The sequence below is a fragment of the Nesterenkonia cremea genome (assembly GCF_014642675.1).
Lineage (GTDB): Bacteria > Actinomycetota > Actinomycetes > Actinomycetales > Micrococcaceae > Nesterenkonia > Nesterenkonia cremea.
Map to the genome: position 1 here is coordinate 223,929 of NZ_BMIS01000003.1, position 20,923 is coordinate 244,851.

Below are 20,923 nucleotides of genomic sequence, written 5' to 3' on the forward strand. Positions count from 1 at the left end.
AAGGTGTCAGATACCTGACCGGAGAGGCCCGAGTGTTGGCAGCGGCACAACGCAGGAGGGGCCGGTCCGGCCCCTGGCTGTCGTTGAGCGCATCGCTGGACGGCACCGGGCCGAACCGCCCACACCCGACGATTCGATGCGGGAACATGAAGGTTCCGCGGCGAGACATGGTGCTGGAGAGCGCAGCTCTTCCACACACATACAGCGCCGTCGGGACCTTTTCTGTTTCCGGGTCTGGAGATACTGTGGCCCCGCTGAACACCACCCCCACTGAGAAGAGCGCCGAGAACACCAGCCTGGAGCAGGAGATCGCCCAGAAGTCCTATGTCCTGGACACCTCTGTGCTGCTCTCCGATCCCAAAGCGGTCCTGCGCTTCGCCGAGCATGAGGTGATCGTGCCCGTGGTCGTGATCTCCGAACTGGAGAAGAAGCGTCACGACTCGGAGCTGGGCTACTACGCCCGCTGCGCGCTGCGGCTGCTGGACGAGATGCGCACCACCCACGGCGCCCTGAACCAGCCGATCCCGCTCAACGATGAGGGCGGGCACCTGCTGGTGGAGCTCAACCACATCAGCCTGGAGGTGCTCCCCCACGGCTTCCGCGGCGCAGACAACGATTCACGGATCCTGGCTGTGGCCAAGAGCTTCGCCGACGAGGGCCGTGAGGTCACCGTGGTCTCCAAAGACCTGCCCATGCGGGTCAAGGCATCGGCCATGGGGCTCGACGCCGACGAGTACCGCAACGAATGGGTGGCCGACACCGGCTGGACCGGTCTGGCCGAGGTGACCGCCACCGAGGAGCAGATCAGCGAGCTCTACGACGGTGAGCGCATCGACCTCGAAGAGGCTGAGGAGCTGCCCACCAACACCGGTCTGGTCATCCAGGGCCCGGCCGGGTCCGCGCTGGGCAGGGTCCATCAGGACGCCACCTCCAAGAAATACGTGCAGGTGGTCCGCGGCGACCGGGACGTCTTCGGCGTCCACGGCCGCAGCGCCGAGCAGCGCCTGGCCATCGATATGCTCATGGACCGTGAGGTCGGGATCGTCTCCATGGGAGGTCGCGCGGGAACGGGGAAATCCGCGCTGGCCCTCTGCGCCGGTCTCGAGGCGGTCCTGGAGCGCCGCGAGCATAAGAAGATCGTGGTCTTCCGCCCGCTCTACGCGGTGGGCGGTCAGGACCTGGGCTATCTGCCGGGCACCGAGGCCGAGAAGATGAACCCCTGGGGCCAGGCGGTCCATGACACGCTCTCCGCGCTGGTCAGTGAGAACGTGTTGGAAGAGGTCATGGCCCGCGGCCTGCTGGAGGTGCTGCCGCTGACCCATATCCGAGGCCGTTCCCTGCACGACTCCTGGGTGATCGTCGATGAGGCCCAGTCCCTGGAGAAGAACGTACTGCTGACGGTGATGTCCCGCATGGGGCAGAACTCGAAGATCGTGCTCACCCACGACGTCGCCCAGCGGGACAACCTGCGCGTGGGCCGGCACGACGGCGTGGCCGCCGTGGTGGAGATCCTGAAGGGAAACCCGCTCTTCGGCCATGTGACGCTCTCACGCTCCGAGCGCAGCCGCATCGCAGCACTGGTGACCGAGCTGCTGGAGGACTGAGGCTGGGCGGCCGATCAGGCCGAGCAGATCAGGAGCCAGGACCGCTAGGATGCTGTCCATGAGGGGAAAGAATCGGGCATATCCGTTCCTGACCATGGCAGCACTCCTGGCGGTCACCGGCTGCCTCAGCCTCGAAGATCCTGCCTCCGAGGAGGGCCCCGAGGCTGCCGAAGAGTCCGATGAGTCGCCCTCCCCGGTGGACGCCGAGGGCGAGACCGGCCAAGAGGCCTATGACGATGAGGAGCTCGCCTCCCAGCGCCCCGACGGCGCAGTCACCCACACCGAGACCTTCGTCTCCAACGATGGCCAGGACGTGCTCGACCTCAGCGTGACCATCGATCCGATCGTCCGCGAGCATGTCGAACAGCACGACGACGAGAACGACTTCCTGCAGGTCTCCATGCGTTTTGAGGCCGAGTCCGAGAACGAGGACTACGGCTGGCTCGTGGGCGAGATGCTGCACAACCCCGCCATCGGCGGCACCGTGGACGAGGTCCGGCTGATCGACGCCGAGAACCTGCTGGCCCACCAGCCCGTCCAGGCCCACGACGGCGAAGACTGGCTGGACATCTCCCGGATGAGCAACCAGGGCCTGGCCGCCCCCGGCGGCGATGAGGTGCTCTGGCGCGGCTTCTTCAACACGGTGGACGAGACCTCCGATGAGCTCAGTGTGCTCATCCCCTATATGGGCGTGGTGGCCGATGTCCCGGTGATCTCCGCCGAGGAGGCCGAGGAGGACACCTGGGCCTCGCTGGCCGATGTGGCCCAGGACGACTGGGACCTGCTCCGCCAGATCTGGGACCTGGAGATCTACCGGGAGAACATGTTCGACGGCTACGGCAGCCGCTACGACGGCGAGGAGACCACGCTGACGGTCTCCGGCGACCTGCTCTTCGAATTCGGAGAGGCCGAGCTGACCGATGAGGCCGCCGAGGCCCTGGAGGGCGCCTCCGACGAGTTCGAGGAGATCGAGGGCGGCGAGCTGCAGATCATCGGGCACACCGACGACGTCTCCGATGAGGAGTTCAACCAGGAGCTCTCCGAGGACCGCGCCCAGTCCGTCCACGATGAGCTGGAGGACATCGTGGACCTCGGCGCCTTCGACGAGGTCACCGTGGAGGGCCGAAACTTCCAGGAGCCTGTGGCCTCCAACGACACCGAGGAGGGCCAGGCCCAGAACCGGCGCGTGGAGCTGATCTACACCCCGGACGAGCCCCCGATGCAGGAGTTCATGGAGGAGGCCGAAGGCGGCCTGCCCGAGACCGACGGCCCGGTGGGCGAGGTCGGCGAGACCATGGAGGTCACCCACTCGGACGGACGCTCCGCCGGAGTGACCGTTGAGAGCGTGGAGCAGGTGGGCAACCTGCTGGTCGGACGCATCAGCGTGGCCCCGGAGGAGCTCGACGCTGACGACGACCTCTCCTGGCCGCTGACCTTCGGCGGCGACCCGGCCCGCACCGGACACGATGAGCTGAACACCGGCACCCAGGCCGATGCGCCCACGCTGTTGGTGGGCGACTTCCGGATCTTCCCGCTGGACTACGGCGGACCGCGGATCGACGCCGACGACACCCCGGACACCGAGGACGGCATCCCGGTCCGCAGCCCGCTGGCCGACCGCAACTTCGGCGGCGGCTGGGAGGGGACCACCACCGACAGCGGCACCGCCACCGTCATCTGGCCCGCCGCCCCGGGCATCGAACGGGTCACCGTGGACGTGCCCGAGGCCACCGGCAACATCACCGACCGTGAGGGCGAGCCCTGGCGCGTGGAGGATGTGCCGGTGGGATCGGCCGAGGAGTCGTCGGAGGATGCTGAGGACGAGGGCTGAACAGCGGTGCTGACGGCGTCGATCAGCACCGCTGAGTCGTCAGATCCGCCCAGACCCCACCCAAGCGTGCCGACGGACGGGGAAACGGGAGGCCCGGGCGCCGGCCCCGGGGACTCTCGTCCCTCAGGAGCCGTAGCGGCGCTGGCGCTGGGCGTAGTCGCGCAGGGCGCGCAGGAAGTCGGTGCGGCGGAAGTCGGGCCAGAGGGCCTCGGCGAAGTAGAACTCCGAATAGGCCGACTGCCACATCAGGAAGCCGGAGAGCCGCTGCTCCCCGGAGGTCCGGATGATCAGGTCCGGGTCGGGCTGTCCGCGGGTGTACAGCCGCCCGGAGATCTCCCCGGGGGTGAGCTCCTCGGCCACTTCGGTGAAGCTCTTGCCCTCGGACTCGGCGTCGCGCAGCAGCGACTTCACCGCATCCATGATCTCCTGCCGGCCGCCATAGCCGATGGCCACGTTGACGTGCACCGCCGTCTCCTCGGACTGGCCGCGGCCGCGGGCGGATGCCTTCACCTGGGGGATGGAGCCGGTGGCGGTGGTGACGTCCCAGAGCTTGGCGACCAGAGGCTCAGGCAGCAGCTCCGGCTGGCCCACCGGGTGGACCTTGACCCTGCGGCCGCCGGGCCGGGACTCGGCCAGCCGGTCCAGAGTGTCCCCGATGATCTCCATGAGCTGCTCCAGCTCGGCCTCGGAGCGGTTCATATTGTCGGTGGAGAGCATGTAGAGGGTCACCGTGGGGATGCGCAGCTCGGCGCACCAATCGATGAACTCGACGATCTTATGGGCGCCGGCCAGGTGACCGTCCGCCGCCGGGGTGCCGGCCAGCTTGGCCCACCTGCGGTTTCCGTCCACCACCACGCCGATGTGCTGCGGAAGCCTCTCCTTGGGCAGGGCGCGGCTGACGCGCCGCTCATAGACCGTATAGGCCAGATTCCGCAGCCCCATCGATTCTCCTTCGCCTCTGCCTCTGCTCCGACGCCCACCCTACAAGAGGAGTCTCCGGGGTCATCCTCGTCACTTAGTTACTCAGGAGTCACTATGGCGGCGTAGAATCGGTGCATGGCCCGCTCCCAGGATCAGCAGGATCAGACAGACTTCACCTCTGCGGAGGATCAGTACCACCGCAGCGCCGGCGCCACCCACGAGCGGCCCCAGGACGCCGCAGTCTCCGAGACCGCCCAGCCCGCGGGCGGTGTGGCTCCGGCCGACCGGCTCTTCGACTCTGACATCCCGCTCAAACCCCGGATGCGCGGCTGGCTGCATGCCGGCATGGTGCCGCTGGCGCTGGCCGCGGGTATCGTGCTGATCGCGCTGGCGCCGTCGGGAACTCTGCGCTGGGCCTCAGTGATCTACGCGATCACCGGGCTGCTGCTCTTCGCCGTCTCCGCCACGTACCACCTGGGGCGCTGGTCGCCGAAGGCCGCGCTGGTGCTCAAGCGGCTGGACCACACCAACATCATGCTGATCATCGCGGGCACCTACACCCCGCTGACCCTGGCGCTGCTGGAGGATCCGCAGCGGACCATCCTGCTGACCGGCGTCTGGGTGGGCGCCCTGGGCGGTGTGGCCTTCCGCGTGTTCTGGACCCACGCCCCGCGCTGGCTCTACACCCCGATCTACTGCGTACTGGGCCTCTCGGCGCTGGTCTTCCTGGGCGACTTCTTCGCCGCGGATCTGGTGGCGGCCATCCTGGTCTGCACCGGCGGCGTCGCCTATATCACGGGCGCGGTGTTCTACGGGCTGAAGCGGCCCAACATCTCGATGCAGTGGTTCGGCTTCCACGAGCTCTTCCACGCCTGCACGCTGGTGGGCTTCATCTGCCACTACATCGCCATCATGTTCGCCCTGCTCTGAGGGTGAGACTGGACTGAGGCTGAGGTTTCGGCTGCGGGTTCAGCCGATGGCGGCCAGGGCATCCTCCACACTGCCAACCGGGGGCAGGCAGAGCATGGCCTCCGCGCCGTTGAGGCAGATACTGAGCTGCAGCGGCGCACCCTCCCCCACGACGCCGGCCGGGACCGGCTCCACCGGGATCCCGTAGAGCGCGCCAGCTCGGCGGACCGCCGCGACATCCTCAGCGGAGCCGCCGATCACTCGGAAGGCCGGGGACTGCCGAGCTCCCCGTGCCGCGGCCCGCATACTCGCTCCCACCAGCTGGGGAGCCTTGGGCGCGGCGAAGGCCACATGATGCAGGATCTCTGCCGAGGCCAGAGAAAGCTCCCCCAGCCCCAGGGAATCATCGGTCTGCAGGGCCTCTGCCGTCTGCAGCGCCTGCGCCAGGGCGGCCACGCTGCTGGGCTCGGGGCCGTCGAAGGGGCTGGCATCAGCCACGCCCTGCTGCGCCTGGGCCAGGAGCCCGCTCTCATCCGCACTCTCCAGCAGCACCAGAGTCTCCCGCTCCCCCGCCTCACGGCGGACGAAACGCTGGAGGATCGTATTGAGCACCACGCGGGCGCGCTCCACCCAACCGGCGGGGCCAGCCTGGCCAGCCTCGGCGCCAGCGCCGGCTGAGGCCAGGGCGAAGCAGGCATTGACCATCTGGGCGTGGTCGCTCAGAGTGCCCAGTGCCGCGCCTGGCTGCCCGGCATAGGAGGTCCGGCGGATCAGCGCGGTCTCCTGCTCTCCGGAGCCCAGAATCTCAGCATGCCTGCCCCAGAGCCGCTCCCCCAGCTGCTCAGCGAATCTGAGCAGCTCGCCGTCGGCCCACAGCGCGGAGGCCTCGGCCAGCGAGGCCACGGCCTGGGCGTTCCAGGCGGCCACCACCTTCTCGTCGCGGGCCGGCTGATCGCGCAGCTCCCGACGGCGGCGCAGCTCCGGCAGCACCCGCTGCCACCGCGCCAGGTCGTCGCCGCGCAGCGGCTCCTGGAAGTGCACAGTGCGGGGCGTGTGCTCAGTGATGTTCAGCGGCGCTCCCGAGGCCAGGGCGTGTTCGTCGGCCGGGACGCCGCGGTTGAGCATGCCCAGCAGCTGGGCCTGCGCCTCCGAGAGCCCTGCGGCCCGGGCGGCCTCCACCAGCTCCATATCCGAGAACAGATACGTGGAGCCCTCGTGGTGCTCTCCGGATTCGTCCACCGTGTCAGCATCCAGGGAGGAAGCCAGAAGTCCCGACGCCGGCTCGTCAGCCTCAGCGCCAGCAGCCTCAGCCACGTCCGCAGGACCGGTCTCTTCAGCCGCCGCACCCAGCAGCAGCCTCTCCCGCAGCCAGTCGATGCTCATCCGGGCGATGCGCTCCCCCTCGGCCTGCTGCTCGGCATCAGCCGCCGGGTGGACGCTCAGCCGGGCGTAGTGGCCGATGAGCTGAGCATTGTCATAGAGCATCTTCTCGAAATGCGGCAGCTGCCAGCCGCGGTCGGTGGCATAGCGGGCGAAGCCGCCCTCCACCTGGTCGAAGAGCGCTGAGCGGCTCATCGCTTCCAGGGTCCGCAGCGCCAGACCTGCGGCAGTCTGTGAGCCCTCGCGGGAGGCCTCCCAGGCGCCCTCCTCCAGGAGGTGCCCCAGCAGCGGAGACGGCGGGAACTTCGGCGCGGATCCGAAGCCGCCGTGAACGCTGTCCTCCTGCTCGGCCAGGGCCTCCAACGCCTGTGTGGCAGCACTGCGGAAGGCCTCCGCCGGGGAGGTCGCTTCACCGCCGGAGTCCACCGCTGTGGCGATCTGGGCCTGTTGACGGCGCTGCTGACTCAGCGAACGGGCGATCTGTTCGGCGGACTGGTCCACCTCCTCGCGGCGCTGGGTCCAGGCGGTGTGGACGGCGTCGAGGACCTCGGTGAAGGAGGGGATCTGGCCGCGGCGCCGCGGCGGGAAGTAGGTGCCGGCGTGGAAGACTCGGCCCTCACCGGTGGTGAAGACGCTCATCGGCCAGCCGCCCTGGCCGGTCATGGCCTGGACGGCGGCCATGTAGGTGTCGTCCACATCCGGGTGCTCCTCGCGGTCCACCTTGATGGAGACGAACCGCTGGGCCAGCAGCTGGGCGACCTCCGGGTCCTCGAAGGACTCTGCAGCCATGACGTGACACCAGTGGCAGGCAGCGTAGCCGATGGAGATGAAGACAGGGACGTCGCGGCGCTGGGCCTCTTCGAAGGCCTCGGCGGACCAGGGCCACCAGTCGACAGGGTTCTCAGCATGCTGGCGCAGATAGGCCGATTGTGCCGTCGCGAGCCGCTGTCCCATCACGCTCCGTTCTGCGCGCCTCAGCTGCTGCCGGGTGCGGGGGTCTGGCGGTCCTCGACGACGCCGGCATCCTCAGCAGGATCGGCACCCTCGGCGGCCTCCGGCTCAGCGGGTGTGCCGAAACGCTGCGCCGCGGCGGCCTCACGGGCGCGCAGCTGGGACTCGCTGATCTCAGCGGGGGTGACCTCACCGGGGAACTCGGCCTCATCGGCGTCGAGGTCCTCGTCCAGCTGACTGCGGTACTTCATGCGGCGCATGCGCTTGACCAGGTCCCGCACGACGACCACCAGCAGGAAGGCCATGAGCGCGGTGAAGAGGAATCCGGCGATCCCGGGTGTGATGTCAGACTCCTCCAGCCCGGGACGCAGGTCCGGCGTCTCACCGCCGCCTCCGCCGGGCCACCACTGGGTCAGGGCTGGAAGTTTCATCACGCGTCCATTCTACGCACCATCGGCCCCGGCGACGAAGCCGAGCCGACGCCGCCAGAATCCAGCAGCCTCGCCGCCGCCAGCAGGAGAACAGCTCAGCGCAGCCCCGCGAAGACGTCGTACTCCGGAAACTCGGTCTCCACCTTGGCGTCGATGAGCACATAGTCGTCATAGGGCCAGACCTCACGCAGGAAGTCGTTCGGAGTGGCGAAGAAGAACCCGTCCGTCTCCACCTGAGTGCGGTGGGCGCGCAGGGCGGCGTCGCGGTGCTCCAGATAGTCGCCGATGGGCACCTGGGTGGTGACCTCGTGCTTGGTGCGCCAGTCAGCCTCCTCGAACCAGGCGATCCGGTCCTCATAGGGGGACTGCTGCCCCGCAGCCAGGAAGGCCTCGTGGATGGCACGGAAACGGCCCGGATTGAAGGCGCGGTCGTAGTAGAGCTTCTGCGGCTGCCAGGCCTCGCCGCAGTCCGGGTAGCGCTCGGCGTCGCCGGCTGCGTGGTAGGCCTCCACCGCGATCTTGTGGCTCATGATGTGGTCCGGATGCGGATATCCGCCCATCTCGTCATAGGAGAGGACCACATGCGGCCGGAAGCGGCGGACCAGGCGCACCAGCGGTGCGGAGGCGTGCTCCAGCGAGAGCGTGGCGAAGGACCCGAAGGGCAGCGGAGGCATGGGATCACCATCCGGGAGGCCGGAGTCGGCGAAGCCCAGCCAGACGTGCTGGATGCCGAGAGCCTCAGCGGCCTCCTGCATCTCCAGGCGGCGGACTCCGGGCAGGTCCCGGTGGCAGTGCTGGTTCTCTCCGGCGGCCGGGTTCAGCAGATCGCCGGCCTCACCGCCGGTGGCGGTCACCACCATCACCTCCGCTCCGGCGGCGGCATAGGCGGCCATCATGGCCGCACCCTTGGAAGATTCGTCATCCGGATGGGCATGGACGGCCAACAGCCGCAGCCCCTCCGACTCGGGCACCTGAGTCACTCGCATAACCCCTTAGAATAGTCGTGATGAGCCAGACAGCCTCTCCGGAGAATCTCACCGCACGGTACGGCGCCCCGCGGAAGGGCCCGTCAGCACGCACTCAGCGTTGGCTCATCATCGGTTCACTGGTGCTGGCATTCTTCGCGGCGATCTATTTCACCATCGGCAATGCAGTCGGCCAACTTACGTATCAAGACGTCGGCTACGAGATTCATTCCGACACCTCCGCCTCGGTGGACTATGAGGTGGGCAAAGACTTCGACGCCACCGTCCAGTGCAGCATCCAGGTCCTGGACGACTCCTATGCCATCGTGGGCCACCAGACCGTGACCATCGGCCCGCATGACGGCGAGACCGCGGCGGACCGCGAGCAGTACTACCGCACCGATCTGCGCACCGAGTCCCGCGGCGTCTCCGGGATCGTGGAGTCGTGCTGGGAGCAGGAGGACTGATGCGCTCCGACTCCCTGATGTACCGCCTCCGCGCGCCCATCGCCCTGGCGCTGCTGGTGATGTTCATCGCCGCCACCGTGATGAGCCTCTGAGGCCCCTCTCCCCTGCCGACCTGAGGCCGGCGCCCGGCCGCCTGCTTCAGCTGAGCGCGGCAGGTTCCCCGCCGGCGTCGGCGGCTGGTTCCCGACGCCGGCGCGGTCGGCTGCGCTGCGACCCCGCTCACTTCGCTTCTGGCCGAAAATCAGCGCAACATCCCTGATGTGCGTTGAGCTGGGCCTGTCGCCGCACTAGCATGTGTGGAACGCAGCAACCACCCCGCCGGGGCAGACTTCCGGACGTATAGGGTCCGGAGCCGGTCCTCCTGGGCGGGGCTTTTTGCATGGTGATGACAAGGAGACGATGAGAGTGTCGACGAACACCCCCGAGACTGACGAGAACGCGCAGTGGCTGACGCAGGAGGCCTATGATCGCCTGCAGGCCGAGCTGGAGCACCTCAGCGGACCTGGCCGCCAGGAGATCGTTGACCGCATCGAAGCTGCTCGTGAAGAGGGCGATCTGAAGGAGAACGGCGGCTACCACGCCGCCAAGGAGGAGCAGGGCAAGGCAGAGGCGCGCATCCGCTACCTCTCCTGGCTGCTGGAGAACTCCTATGTGGGCGACGCCCCGGTCGGAGACGGCACGGTGGTGCCCGGCATGGTGGTCACCGCCACGATCGCCGGCAATGAGATGACCTTCCTCTTCGGCAACCGCGAGATCGCCGGAAACGCGGACCTGGACGTGTACTCCAAGGACTCCCCGCTGGGCGAGGCCATCGACGGTGCCAAGGAGGGCGACACGCTGTCCTACGCCGCTCCGAACGGCAAGGAGATCCCGGTGGAGATCGTCTCCGCCAAGCCGTTCACCGGCTGAGACGAACCATCACGACAGACTGAGGGCCCCGGATCATCGGATGATCCGGGGCCCTCAGTCTGTCTGGGCTCAGCTGCGGCTGGCGGTGCTCAGCTGATGACCAGCGGGTCGTAGCCGTCGCAGCGCAGGTTGTCCAAGACCTGCTGGGAGTGCTCCTCCCCTTTGGTCTCCATGGTGATGGTGATGGAGACATCGCCCATGGAGAGATCGCTGCCGATGGGGTTGTGGTCCACACCGGTCACATTGGCATCTGTGTCCGCGATCAGCCGTGAGATGGTGGAGAGCTCGCCCGGACGATCCTGCAGCATGATCTTGATCCGCAGGAAGCGGCTGGCCGCAGCCAGGCCGTGCTGGATGACACGCATCATGAGCATCGGGTCGATATTGCCTCCCGAGAGCACCGCCACGATGTCCTTGGGCGCCTGGTCACCGGTCAGCCCCAACTCCTCGAGCTTGCCCTCCATGAGAGCCGCGACGCCGACCGCGCCCGCCGGCTCCACGACCATCTTGGAGCGCTCGAGCAGAAAGATCAGGGCCCGGGCGATGGCGTTCTCGCTGACGGTGACGACATCGTCCACCAGATCCTTGATGATCTCGAAGGGGATCTCACCGGGTTTGCCCACCGCGATGCCGTCGGCGATGGTGCGTTTGGCACCCTTGATCGGCACCAGCGCGTCGGCGGCCAGAGAGGGCGGGTAGGCCGCCGCGTTCTCCGCCTGCACACCGATGATCCGGATCTCACGTCCGCGGCGGGCCGCCTCCTGCTTGAGCGCGACGGCGGCACCGGCCAGCAGCCCTCCCCCTCCGATGCCCATCAGGACAGTGTCTACCTCAGGGTTCTGATCCAGGATCTCCAGCCCGATGGTCCCCTGGCCGGCCACCACATCGGTGCTGTTGAACGGATGGATGAACACCGCGCCTGTCTCGGCGGCATGACGCTGGGCCTCCGCCAAAGACTCATCCACGGAGGAGCCGTGGAGGACCACTTCGGCGCCGTGGTCTCGGGTAGCCGCCAACTTGGGCAGGGCCACACCGTGAGGCATGAAGATCATGGCGCGGATGCCGAGCTTCTTGGCCGCCAGGGCCACACCCTGGGCGTGATTGCCCGCTGAGGCCGCCACGACCCCGCGCGCACGTTCCTCTGGGGAGAGCCGGGCCATGCGAACATAGGCGCCGCGGACCTTGAAGGAGCCGGCCCGCTGGAGGTTCTCCGCCTTCAGGTGCACGGTGGCGTCCATCATCCGGCCCAGGGCGCGGGAGTGGTCCATCGGGGTCTTCACGATGACCCCGTCCAACAGCTCGGCTGCGGAGCGGATGTCCTCGAGCCGGACGCTGAGGTCCTGTCCGGGCACTGTCAGTGCGTCAGCGGTCATCCTTGTCCTTCTCCTCCTGCTGTTCCTCATCGCGCTCCTGCACCTTTGCCCGGGCCTGCGAGGCTGCGGCCTCGGTGACTCCTCCGGGGAGATCGGATCTCTCCGACTGGCTCAGCTGGTGATCCAACGGCTCCTCCCCCACGGACGGCCCCTGTCCCCGGCGGGCGAAGGCGGGCTTATCCGGGTCCATGCCCGGCACCGTCTCCTTGATCCTGCGCTTCAGCGCGGCCAGCGTCTCCTCATCCTCAGCTTCCTGCTGCTGCCGGGCAGCTTCTTGGAGGACGAGGGCCTCCTTCTGTTCTCGCTCCATCTGTAAGGCCAAGTCGTCGTTGCGCCACTGCTCCTTGGCGATGTACTGGGTGGCTCTGTTGACGAAGGCCAGCACCGGCACGGCGAAGAGCGCACCGACGATGCCCAGCAGCGAGGAGCCGGCGGTCACGGCCAGCACCACAGCCAGCGGGTGCAGCTTGACCGCCTTGCCCATCACGATGGGCTGCAACACATTGGATTCGATCTGCTGGACCAGCAGCACCACACCGAGCATCAGCAGCGCGTTGACCGGTCCGTTGGCCACCAGGGCCAGCAGCACGGCGATGATGCCGGTGACCACGGCGCCGACGATCGGGATGAAGGAGGCCAGGAAGACCAGCACACCGATCGGGAAGAACAGCGGAACACCCAGGATGAAGGCACCCAGGGCGATGCCGACGGCGTCCACGGCGGCCACGAAGACCTGGACCCTCATATAGGTGCCCAGGGCCTTCCAGCCCTTGCGGCCGGCGCCGTGGATGGCCGGACGGTGCTTACGCGGGACGAAGTTGACCGAGAAATCCCAGATTCGGCGGCCGTCGGCCAGGAAGAAGATCAGGGTGAACAGAGCGAGGATGCCGCCGATGGTCAGGTTGCCCGCGAAGGAACCGACCGCCATGGCGCCACCCATGATGGCGTCCGAGTTCTCGGAGACGAAGTTCTGAGCCTCCTCCAGCCAGGACTGGAACTCCTCCGGGGAGATGTCGATGCCGTAACCCTGGGCCACGTCGTCGGCCATGTTGACCAGTTCGATGGCTCCCTCTGTCACCTGGTCGGCCATATCGGCGAAGCCCTCGACGATCTCCTGGCCCACCAGCCAGAGCAGCCCGAAGACGAAGCCCAGGAAGATCAGGATCGTCATGATCGCTGAGAGCACTGCCGGTATCTTGGCCCTGCGCAGCAGCGAGTGCAACGGCTTGAGCAGTGTGGTCAGCAGGGCCGCCACCATCAGCGGGATCAGCAGCAGCGAGACGTAGCTGAGCAGCCAGATCAGCACGCCGGCAAAGATCAGGATGACGATGACCCGCCAGGCCCACTCCGCAGCGATGCGCACCCCCCACGGGATGTCCTCCTGGAGGCGCTCCTCATCGCTCTTCAGCGGCGGTTCGTCGGAGAAGCCCTGCTGGTGCTCCTGGTGTGCAGCCCGGCTGCCCGGCGTCGTAGTCTCCGACGCAGTGTTCTCAGCGCTCATAGTTCCTATCCTGACATGTTCCTCAGACAAAAGACGGCGGGCCCGCCCCGCACCGAGAGTGCGTGGGGCGGACCCGCCGTCGTTCAGCTGAGCCGTGTGAGTGGTCAGTCCGCCATCGAGCGTACGATCGCGATGATGCGGAGAATCTCGATGTAGAGCCAGACCAGGGAGACCGTGAGACCGAAGGCCGCGGCCCAACCGTACTTCTGTGCCACACCGGCCTGCACACCCTCCTGGATGTTGGTGAAGTCCAGGACCAGGGAGTAGGTGGCCAGCAGGATGGCGAACGCGCCGATGGCCAGACCCAGCCAGCCCTCACGCAGGCCGAACATGCCGCCCATGTCGGTGAAGATCATCAGGCCGAGGTTCATGAGGCTGAAGACCAGGTAGGCCATGGCAGCGACCATGAACATCTTGGTCAGCTTGGGAGTGGCACGGACCTTGCCGGACTTGAACAGCGCCAGCACGGTGCCGAAGACCGCCAGGGTGGCCAGCACAGCCTGCACGGCGATGCCGGGGAACTGAATCTCCAGGACCATGGTGATGGCGCCGAGCACCACACCCTGGGTGAAGCTGTAGGCAAGGATCAGACCGGGGTTCGGCTCCTTCTTGAAGGCGTTGACGAAGCCCAGCACGATCCCGGCCACCAGGGCCGGGAGCACCAGTGCCATCATCGCACCCGGGTTGAAGGCACCCAGGGTCACGATCACGCCGACACCCACCAGCAGAACGGCGAAGGAGGTCACCGTCTTGCGGATGACGTCGTCGTAGGTCATCGGGGCGCCCTGGGAGCCGGCGGCGTCCGGGAGGCCGTACTGCTGCTCCAGCGGATCGCGGCCGGCGGTCTGGCTGGGGGCCTGCTGCCTCTGGCCGGGCATGCCGTACTGCTGGGCGAAGGGCTGGCCCTGGGAGGGGTGCTGCTGGGACTGCTCACGCACACCCTGGTCGTCCATGTAGAAGCGGCGGCGCTCGCGCTTCTGCTCGCTGAACTGATCAGGGAAGGCCTGAGAGTTGAAGATCGGGTTGGACATCGTGTGACCGTACTCCTATCGGTGCTGGCGGATGTACCTGTGAACCATCCTAACGCACACCGGACGTGATCTATGCCTGGAGACTCTCGTCTGAAGCGGGCTGAGGCCACGTCCCGTTCCCCGCCGACCAGCAGGTCGACCGGTATCAGGCTCCGAGTCAGCCTGAAGCGTCCAGCAGATGGTTGGGGAGGCGATTTCCCGGTGCCTTGCCGCGGATATGCAATAGGTCTCGCGCATGAGTGTGAAGCCTGATGTCCTCAGCACTGACCGGCACCCAGGCGGGTATCGACATTGATGTGCCTGACTCGTCACGGGCCACCATGACAGTGAGACCATAGGTGGTCAGGTGAAATTCCAAGGTCTTGGGGTCTGCCGACCGCACGTGAACGGCGACGTGCATACCCTTCGTGCCGGTGTACACCAGGCGCGCTTCGACTTCGACGAGATCTCCGATCCGCAGGGGCCGGTAGAAGCGGATCCCTCCTGAGAACACTGCCACTGTGTCCATCCCGCAGTAGCGAGAGGCGCATACGGCGGCCGCCTGGTCGATCCACTCCATCACCACTCCGCCGTGCACTTTGCCGCCCCAATTGACGTCAGTGGGCACAGCGAGAAACCGGAGCATAGTGCGTTCAGCAGTACCGCCATCTGTGTACTCTTGGCCGCTCATGGCCCGGACGATCTCTTTGCGCACCTCTATTCTGGCTTCGGCGTGATCGTATTCGCGTTGCTGCCACTCGGTCTGCGGAGTCCAGGAGGGAACCGGCGTGGGCTTCCCCGTATCATCGACTGCCACGAAGATCACCAGGCAGGATGTTGAGGCATTGGTCTGACCTCCCTGCGGATCGCTGGAGGTCACCGTGGTACGAATGTGCATCGAGGAGCTGCCGGTATAGACGATGGTTGCCGTCACCTCGACCATCTCTCCGACTTGCACGGGATCGGCAAAGTGAATGTTTCCCACATACGCAGTCACGCAGTAGGTCTTCGCCCACCCCACAGCGGCGGCATACGCCGCTTTGTCGACCCAGTTGAGCACCGTCCCGGCGTCCACAGAGCCTGAAGCCCCGGCATCGGTGGGCGCGGCGAGAAAACGCAGGGTGACCGAGTTCTTCGCGGATGATGATGTCATGGGCGGTCCTTGCGGCCCGGAGACTGGTGCAACCACCGTACACGGCACCATCCATCAACCGTAGCCCGACACATCACACAAGTGCCCCCAGTGGGACTCGAACCCACACTGGACCGATTTTAAGTCGGCGGCCTCTGCCGATTGGGCTATGGGGGCAAGAAGCGGGTCGCCAGGAGACGACCCGCTTCAGCGCATACGCGGCTGCTTCAGCCTCCTACTTGGCGGCCTTGTCCTTCTTCCTGCCGCCGCCTGCGGCCTCCTCGAACTGCCGGCGCGGGGTCTCCAGATCCCGCAGGGCAGTGAAGTCGCGGCCGAAGAGCATCTCGTTGAGCCAGCCGCCGGCCACGCGCACAGTGCGCTCCACCGTGGGGATCGCGTAGCCGTGGTAGCCGCGGTGTGCCAGCCATGCGGGGAAGCCCTTGAGCTTGATGCCCATCGGATTGCCCACGCCCTTGTAGAGGCCCAGGCCTGCCACGGCGCCGAGGGACTCGTGCTTGTACTCCTCGACCTTGCCCTGGCCGTAGCGTTCGGCCAGCAGGTTCTTGACCAGCTGCTTGGCCTGCCGGGAGGCGTGCTGAGCGTTGGGGACGCAGAAACCGCCCGGGCCCTTGCCGGTGAGGTCCGGGATGGCAGCGATGTCACCGGCGGTCCAGGCGCCCTCAAAGGCGTTGCCATCCTCTCCGGTGACCCGCAGAGTGGCAGAGCCCTTGATGCGGCCCCGCTCGTCGATCGGGAAGCCGGAGGACTTGGCCACTGCGTTGGCGGCCACGCCTGCGGTCCAGACCAGGGTGTCGGCCTCGAAACGGTCCAGCTCGGACTTATCTGCCATGTTGATCAGCTGCAGCTCGCCGTCCACGGCGGAGCCCAGCGAGGTGTTGAGCATGACCTCGATGCCGCGGCTTCGCAGGTGCTCCACCACGCCCTCGGCCTGCTCCTCGGAGACCTCGGGCATGATGCGGCCCATGGCCTCCACCATCACGACGCGCACATCGGACTGGCTCAGCCGCGGGTTGTGGTCCACCGCGGCACGGATGATGTCCTCCATCTCGGCGATGGCCTCGACGCCGGCGAAGCCGCCGCCGACCACGGTGAAGCTCAGGGCACGGGCCTTGGCCTTCTCGTCGGTCATCGTGGAGGCGGCCTCGATGCGCTCCAGGATGTGGTTGCGCAGGCTCAGCGCCTCTTCGATGGTCTTCAGACCGATGCCCTGCTCGGCCAGCCCCTCGATCGGGAAGGTGCGGGTGGTCGCACCGGCGGCCATGATGATGTCCTGGTAGGGAACCTCGACGCTCTGGACCTCGCCCTGCTCCGGATCACCGATGCCGACCACAGCCACCTTGGCCTCAGGGTCCACCGAGGTGACCTTGCCGGTGAGGATCTCAGTGTCCTTCAGGTGCTTGCGGTGGTTGACCACGGCATGGCGAGCCTCGATGTGGCCGCCGACGACCTCCGGCAGGAACGGCTGGTAGGTCATGTACGGCAGCGGGTCCACCAGGGTGACCACACCACCTTCGGCCTTCACCTTCTTCTGCAGCAGCTTGGCTGCGATCAGGCCGACGTATCCGCCGCCGACGATGAGGACACGAGGTTTCTCTGAGAGCTTCTGCGAGATTGCCATGTGCGCCATCCTAATACAGACGACGCCGCCCCAATTCACCCCTTTCGGCGTGAGCTCAGATGCACGGCGGCCACAGCGATGATCGCTATGGTCAGCAGTCCGGCCGCACCCAGGACGGCCGGTCCGGCCCAATCCTGGACGGTGCTCGCCTCGGAGGCCTGAGGCCGCTCGCGCGGGTCACCCTCCGGACTGGCCTCCACGCTGGAGGCCTCCGGGATATCCTCGTGGCCGCCGGCCTCGTCATCGTCGCGGCGGTGCACGCGGATCCACTCTTCGAGCGTGTCGTATTCGTCCTCGTCGAACTGCGGCACGTCGTCGCTGTTGACGGCCTGGTCCACGTTGAGCACACCGTGTCCGTACTCGGGATCGATCTCGTCGTCGCCGTTCTCCGGATCAGCGGTGGAGACCAGGCGGTGCATGACCTCCGGTGCGCTGAGGTCCGGGTGGGCGGCCATCACCAGGGCCGCGGCGCCGGCCACGATCGGAGCGGCCGCGGATGTGCCGTCCCACAGGTGGTAGCTGTCCTCGAGGTCGGCGCCGGGAATGCGCTCACCGGCGGCGGCCAGGTCGATGGCGATGCCCTGGGTGGAGGCGTCCTCGGAGATGTTGCGGTCCTCGTCCACTCCGGCCACGGTCAACACACCGGGGATGGTGGCCGGAGCGCCGGCCGACATATGGCCGGATCCGCGGTTGCCGGCGGAGGCGACCACCAGCACGTCGTTCTCAGCGGCGTGCATGAAGGCGTCGTCCCAGGACTCGGGCCACTCCACAGCACCGGAGCCCACGGACATGTTGATGATGTCGGCACCGTTGTCCACCGCCCAGACCACGGCCTCGGCGATCTGCTCCTCGGCGTCGGAGCCGTGCGGGTTGGAGTCTGCCAGCAGCAGGGAGGCGCTCAGGATGTCGGCCTCGGGGGCCACACCGATGAGTCCGCCGGAGTCGTCGTCGCCGTCGTCGTCCTCATCATCGGCAGGGATCAGGCTGGTGGAGGTGAGCAGATCGGAGGAGGCGGGTGCGACGCCCTCGGCGGTGATGCCCGAGGTGCCCATGTTCTCGAGGTCGTCACGGATCTCCTCCCGCCAGTTCTCGCCGTACATGTCCTCGATGATCTCTTCCCACTCGTCGCCGTAGATCATCTCGAGCTCTTCCTCGAGCTCCTCGAAGACCTCGTCCCACTCCTCCTCGGTGAGATCCTCGTAGTCGCCCTCGCCGAGGTCCTCGCCCTGTTCGGGGGCCTCTTCGAGCTCGTCGTCGGTGGGCTCGTGGCCGCGGCCGGCGGCCAGAGCCGCCACAGAGGTGCCGTGCCAGGGAGCCATCTGGTCCTCGACCGGGCTGCCGTCGTCTCCGGCGCCGGAGACGTCGGTGCCGTCCACCACGACGCCTTCGAGAGTGGGGTGATCAGCATCCACGCCGGTGTCCAGCACCGCGATGGTGACGTCCTCACCGCGGGTGGTGTCCCAGGCATCCTCGATCCCATAGTCCTCGAGGTAGTACTGGGCGTCGCGCCAGGCGTCGGCGGAGGCATCCGGTGCGTTGACCACCGACGGCGCGGAGGCCAGCGGGGTCAGCAGCGCCGCCGCTGCGACCAGTCCGCCTGTCTGCTTGATCTTTCCGTTCATCGCTCCCCCTTGCCCACGGACAGCGCAATCCCATCCAGAATGTCATGCTCTGAAGCGACTGCGACAGTCACATAGCCGTTCGTCACCTGATTGATATGCTCCAGCACCGTCATCCAGATCAGCGCCCCTGAGCCGATCACGTCCACCCGTCCTGGGTGCATGAAGCCGAGCTGCGCGCGCTCATCCCGTGCGGCATGCAGCAGGCTCAGTGAAGCATCCCGGACATCATCGATGCTGAGCTCGGCTGAGTCAATGCGGCTGGGGCAGAAGCTCTCCAGCCCCAGCGCGTGGGCGGTGACGGTGGTGACGGTGCCCGCGACGCCGACCACCGCCTCGGTCTGCTCCAGCGGAACCTCGCGGCCCACCTGCTGGAGGAACTCCTGGATCTCGGCCCGCGCTGCGGAGATCTCCTGGTCAGAGGGCGGATCCGAGTGCAGGTGCCGTTCGGTGAAACGCACGCAGCCCATATCGGTGGACAAGGCGGGCCCGGCCTGGGCGGTGAGCCGGCCGGAATCGTCCCGAGTGATGGTGCCCAGGACGAATTCGGTGGAGCCTCCGCCGAGGTCCACCACCAGGACACGGCGGTCCTCCAGCTCGGCGGCCAGTGTGGCGGCCGCACCGGCGAAGGAGAGCTCTGCCTCCTCGCCGCCGGGAATGACCTCGGGGACCACCTGATGGTCCTCGCTGCTGAGCCGTGCGGAGACTCCGGCGACGAACTCGTCGCGGTTCTGCACATCGCGGGAGGCCGAGGTGGCCACGAAGCGGATGTCCCGGGCGGCCACGCCGTGCTCGCGGATCAGCTGCCCGTAGCGGTCCACGGCGGCGAAGGTCCGCTGAAGCGCGGCGGCGGAGAACTCGCCGGTGCGGTCCACACCCTCACCCAGCCGGACCACGGTCATCTCACGGACCACATCGGTCAGCACGCCGTCGACGACGTCGGCGACCAACAGGCGGATGGAGTTGGTGCCGCAGTCGATGGCGGCCACCCGGCGGGATTCCGAGGTCTGCGCGGGAGCCTCACTCATCGTCCTGCTGCTCCAGGCGGCGGACGTGGCGGCTGAGGTCGCGGGTGGGGATCTCGGCGTCGTGGTCCCAGGCGGTGGCGCAGGTGCACATCTCAGGGGTCCACTCCTCGGCGATGAGGTCCAGGCCCTCATCGCCCAGCGGGCTGATGCCGCGGCCCACGGCCAGCGAGTGGCTGACCAGCACATGCAGGCATTTGACCCGCTCAGGGTAGCCGCCGGCGCTGATGCCCTCGATCTCCCAGACCGGCTCCAGCTCTGCGGCCTGACGGATGCGCTCCCGCTCCTGCAGGTAGTTCTCGTGGGCGGCGCGGTGCTGGGCGGCGAGCTCCGCGTCCTCCTGGATGCGCTGGGACATCTCCGCCATGACGCCGTCGGCCTCCCGGCGGGAGACCGCGGCGGTGATGGTGGGGTGGGTGAGGTAGAAGGTGGTGGGGAACGGGATCCCGTTGCTCAGCCGCGGCGCGGTGGCCGCGACCAGCGGATTGCCGCAGCGGCAGCGGGCGGGGATCTCGACGACGTCGCGCACCGGCCGGCCCAGCTGGAGGGAGAGGGTGTCCAGGTCTTCCTGGGTGGGGGTGCGGTCAGTCATGCGTCTCTCCTGCGGCGGGGTCTTGGGCGGCGGCGTCGGTCTCTTCGGCGGGGTCCTCCGCAGCGGCGCGGACCAGCGAGTCCCAGAGGGCGTCTCCCCAGGGGAGGTCGGTGCGGACATCGCCGGGCTCATGGTGCTCCGGGAGATCAGCGGAGGTCTCCGGCTCGCCGATCACGTGATAGCGCCGCTCCCCCGGCATGACCAGATTGATGCGCTCACGGGCCTGCTGCCGGACGTAGTCGGGGTCCTCCCAGCGGGAGAGGTCAGTCTCCAGCTCGGCCTGCAGCTGCTGCTCGGCGGCGATGTCGGCCTCCAGCTGGGAGATCTCAGCGCGCTGCTGGAAGTAGGTGCGGACCGTGGGCACCAGGAAGGAGATGACCACCAGGGTGACCAGGGTCAGCACGATCAGTCGACCGGAGAAGGTCCGCTCCGGGACCAGGCTGCGGCTGCTGACCGGGGTCTTGGTGGAGGGCTTGGCCTGGACGGCCGGGGCCGCCGCGCTGCGCTTGGCCCGCTTGGCGGTGATGTCGGAGGGAGTCCTGATCTCACCGGAGACCTGCTCCCGCTCTTCAAGCCGGCGGGCCTCCTTCTGCCGGGCACGAGAGGCGGCACGCTGCTCTTTCTTCGTGCTGCGGGACACAGGGCATCGCCTCCGGGGGAAGGT

Annotated in this window: 18 protein-coding genes and 1 tRNA gene; 5 read left to right on the forward strand and 14 right to left on the reverse strand. The window is 67.5% G+C overall.

Annotated features, from left to right (window positions below):
• Window positions 1-167: 167 nt before the first annotated feature.
• Both phoH2 and IEW85_RS05220 read left to right on the forward strand, forming a co-directional pair.
• On the forward strand, window positions 168-1,604 hold the full coding sequence (gene phoH2, locus IEW85_RS05215) for an RNA 5'-3' helicase PhoH2 (RefSeq protein WP_188683497.1): 1,437 nt from the start codon (window positions 168-170) through the stop codon (window positions 1,602-1,604).
• Window positions 1,605-1,662: 58 nt separating this feature from the next.
• On the forward strand, window positions 1,663-3,435 hold the full coding sequence (locus tag IEW85_RS05220) for an OmpA family protein (RefSeq protein WP_188683374.1): 1,773 nt from the start codon (window positions 1,663-1,665) through the stop codon (window positions 3,433-3,435).
• A gap of 123 nt (window positions 3,436-3,558) precedes the next feature.
• Here the strand turns inward: IEW85_RS05220 and uppS are convergent, their stop codons facing one another.
• On the reverse strand, window positions 3,559-4,377 hold the full coding sequence (uppS, locus tag IEW85_RS05225) for a polyprenyl diphosphate synthase (protein WP_188683377.1): 819 nt from the start codon (window positions 4,375-4,377) through the stop codon (window positions 3,559-3,561).
• Between the two features lie 300 nt (window positions 4,378-4,677).
• Here uppS and trhA point away from each other — a divergent pair, with 300 nt between their 5' ends.
• Window positions 4,678-5,286: a PAQR family membrane homeostasis protein TrhA gene (gene trhA / locus IEW85_RS05230; protein WP_229658827.1), complete on the forward strand. Its 609-nt coding sequence runs from the start codon at window positions 4,678-4,680 to the stop codon at window positions 5,284-5,286.
• 39 nt (window positions 5,287-5,325) lie between these two features.
• Here trhA and IEW85_RS05235 read toward each other — a convergent pair whose 3' ends face one another.
• The 3 genes from IEW85_RS05235 to mca form a co-directional block, all read right to left on the reverse strand.
• Complete coding sequence (locus IEW85_RS05235; protein ID WP_188683381.1) at window positions 5,326-7,599, reverse strand: thioredoxin domain-containing protein; 2,274 nt, start codon at window positions 7,597-7,599, stop codon at window positions 5,326-5,328.
• A gap of 20 nt (window positions 7,600-7,619) precedes the next feature.
• On the reverse strand, window positions 7,620-8,027 hold the full coding sequence (locus IEW85_RS05240) for a hypothetical protein (protein ID WP_373286544.1): 408 nt from the start codon (window positions 8,025-8,027) through the stop codon (window positions 7,620-7,622).
• 95 nt (window positions 8,028-8,122) lie between these two features.
• Entirely contained in the window at window positions 8,123-9,013 is an 891-nt protein-coding gene (mca, locus tag IEW85_RS05245; protein ID WP_188683385.1) for a mycothiol conjugate amidase Mca, read from the reverse strand.
• Between the two features lie 20 nt (window positions 9,014-9,033).
• On the opposite strand from mca, the gene IEW85_RS05250 reads away from it, so the two are divergent.
• Together IEW85_RS05250 and greA are read left to right on the forward strand one after the other, a co-directional pair.
• A complete protein-coding gene (locus IEW85_RS05250) occupies window positions 9,034-9,459 on the forward strand; it encodes a DUF4307 domain-containing protein (RefSeq protein ID WP_188683387.1) in 426 nt (141 codons plus the stop codon).
• 399 nt (window positions 9,460-9,858) lie between these two features.
• Window positions 9,859-10,368 (forward strand): transcription elongation factor GreA, encoded by a 510-nt coding sequence (gene greA, locus IEW85_RS05255; RefSeq protein WP_188683389.1) that lies wholly within the window; start codon window positions 9,859-9,861, stop codon window positions 10,366-10,368.
• A gap of 89 nt (window positions 10,369-10,457) precedes the next feature.
• Here greA and ilvA read toward each other — a convergent pair whose 3' ends face one another.
• The 10 genes from ilvA to IEW85_RS05305 all read right to left on the reverse strand — a co-directional run bounded on the left by ilvA (window position 10,458) and on the right by IEW85_RS05305 (window position 20,899).
• Window positions 10,458-11,741, reverse strand: coding sequence for a threonine ammonia-lyase (gene ilvA / locus IEW85_RS05260; RefSeq protein ID WP_188683391.1), 1,284 nt, complete (start codon window positions 11,739-11,741; stop codon window positions 10,458-10,460).
• On the reverse strand, window positions 11,731-13,242 hold the full coding sequence (locus IEW85_RS05265; RefSeq protein WP_188683393.1) for an AI-2E family transporter: 1,512 nt from the start codon (window positions 13,240-13,242) through the stop codon (window positions 11,731-11,733). Before IEW85_RS05265 ends, ilvA begins: the two co-directional genes overlap by 11 nt.
• A gap of 104 nt (window positions 13,243-13,346) precedes the next feature.
• Window positions 13,347-14,273, reverse strand: coding sequence for a Bax inhibitor-1/YccA family protein (locus IEW85_RS05270; protein ID WP_188683394.1), 927 nt, complete (start codon window positions 14,271-14,273; stop codon window positions 13,347-13,349).
• Between the two features lie 157 nt (window positions 14,274-14,430).
• Window positions 14,431-15,405, reverse strand: a complete 975-nt coding sequence (locus IEW85_RS05275; RefSeq protein WP_188683396.1) for an acyl-CoA thioesterase — start codon at window positions 15,403-15,405, stop codon at window positions 14,431-14,433.
• A gap of 82 nt (window positions 15,406-15,487) precedes the next feature.
• Window positions 15,488-15,561, reverse strand: a tRNA-Leu gene (locus tag IEW85_RS05280).
• 58 nt (window positions 15,562-15,619) lie between these two features.
• Complete coding sequence (locus IEW85_RS05285) at window positions 15,620-17,023, reverse strand: NAD(P)/FAD-dependent oxidoreductase (RefSeq protein WP_188683398.1); 1,404 nt, start codon at window positions 17,021-17,023, stop codon at window positions 15,620-15,622.
• Between the two features lie 35 nt (window positions 17,024-17,058).
• Window positions 17,059-18,645, reverse strand: coding sequence for a S8 family peptidase (locus IEW85_RS14625; RefSeq protein ID WP_188683400.1), 1,587 nt, complete (start codon window positions 18,643-18,645; stop codon window positions 17,059-17,061).
• Window positions 18,642-19,670: a Ppx/GppA phosphatase family protein gene (locus tag IEW85_RS05295; RefSeq protein WP_188683402.1), complete on the reverse strand. Its 1,029-nt coding sequence runs from the start codon at window positions 19,668-19,670 to the stop codon at window positions 18,642-18,644. Before IEW85_RS05295 ends, IEW85_RS14625 begins: the two co-directional genes overlap by 4 nt.
• Window positions 19,663-20,259 (reverse strand): DUF501 domain-containing protein, encoded by a 597-nt coding sequence (locus IEW85_RS05300; RefSeq protein WP_188683403.1) that lies wholly within the window; start codon window positions 20,257-20,259, stop codon window positions 19,663-19,665. Before IEW85_RS05300 ends, IEW85_RS05295 begins: the two co-directional genes overlap by 8 nt.
• Window positions 20,252-20,899 carry an FtsB family cell division protein gene (locus IEW85_RS05305; protein WP_188683404.1) on the reverse strand — a complete coding sequence of 216 codons (648 nt, stop codon included), beginning with the start codon at window positions 20,897-20,899 and terminating at the stop codon, window positions 20,252-20,254. The genes IEW85_RS05300 and IEW85_RS05305 overlap by 8 nt, the downstream gene beginning before the upstream one ends.
• Window positions 20,900-20,923: the final 24 nt, after the last annotated feature.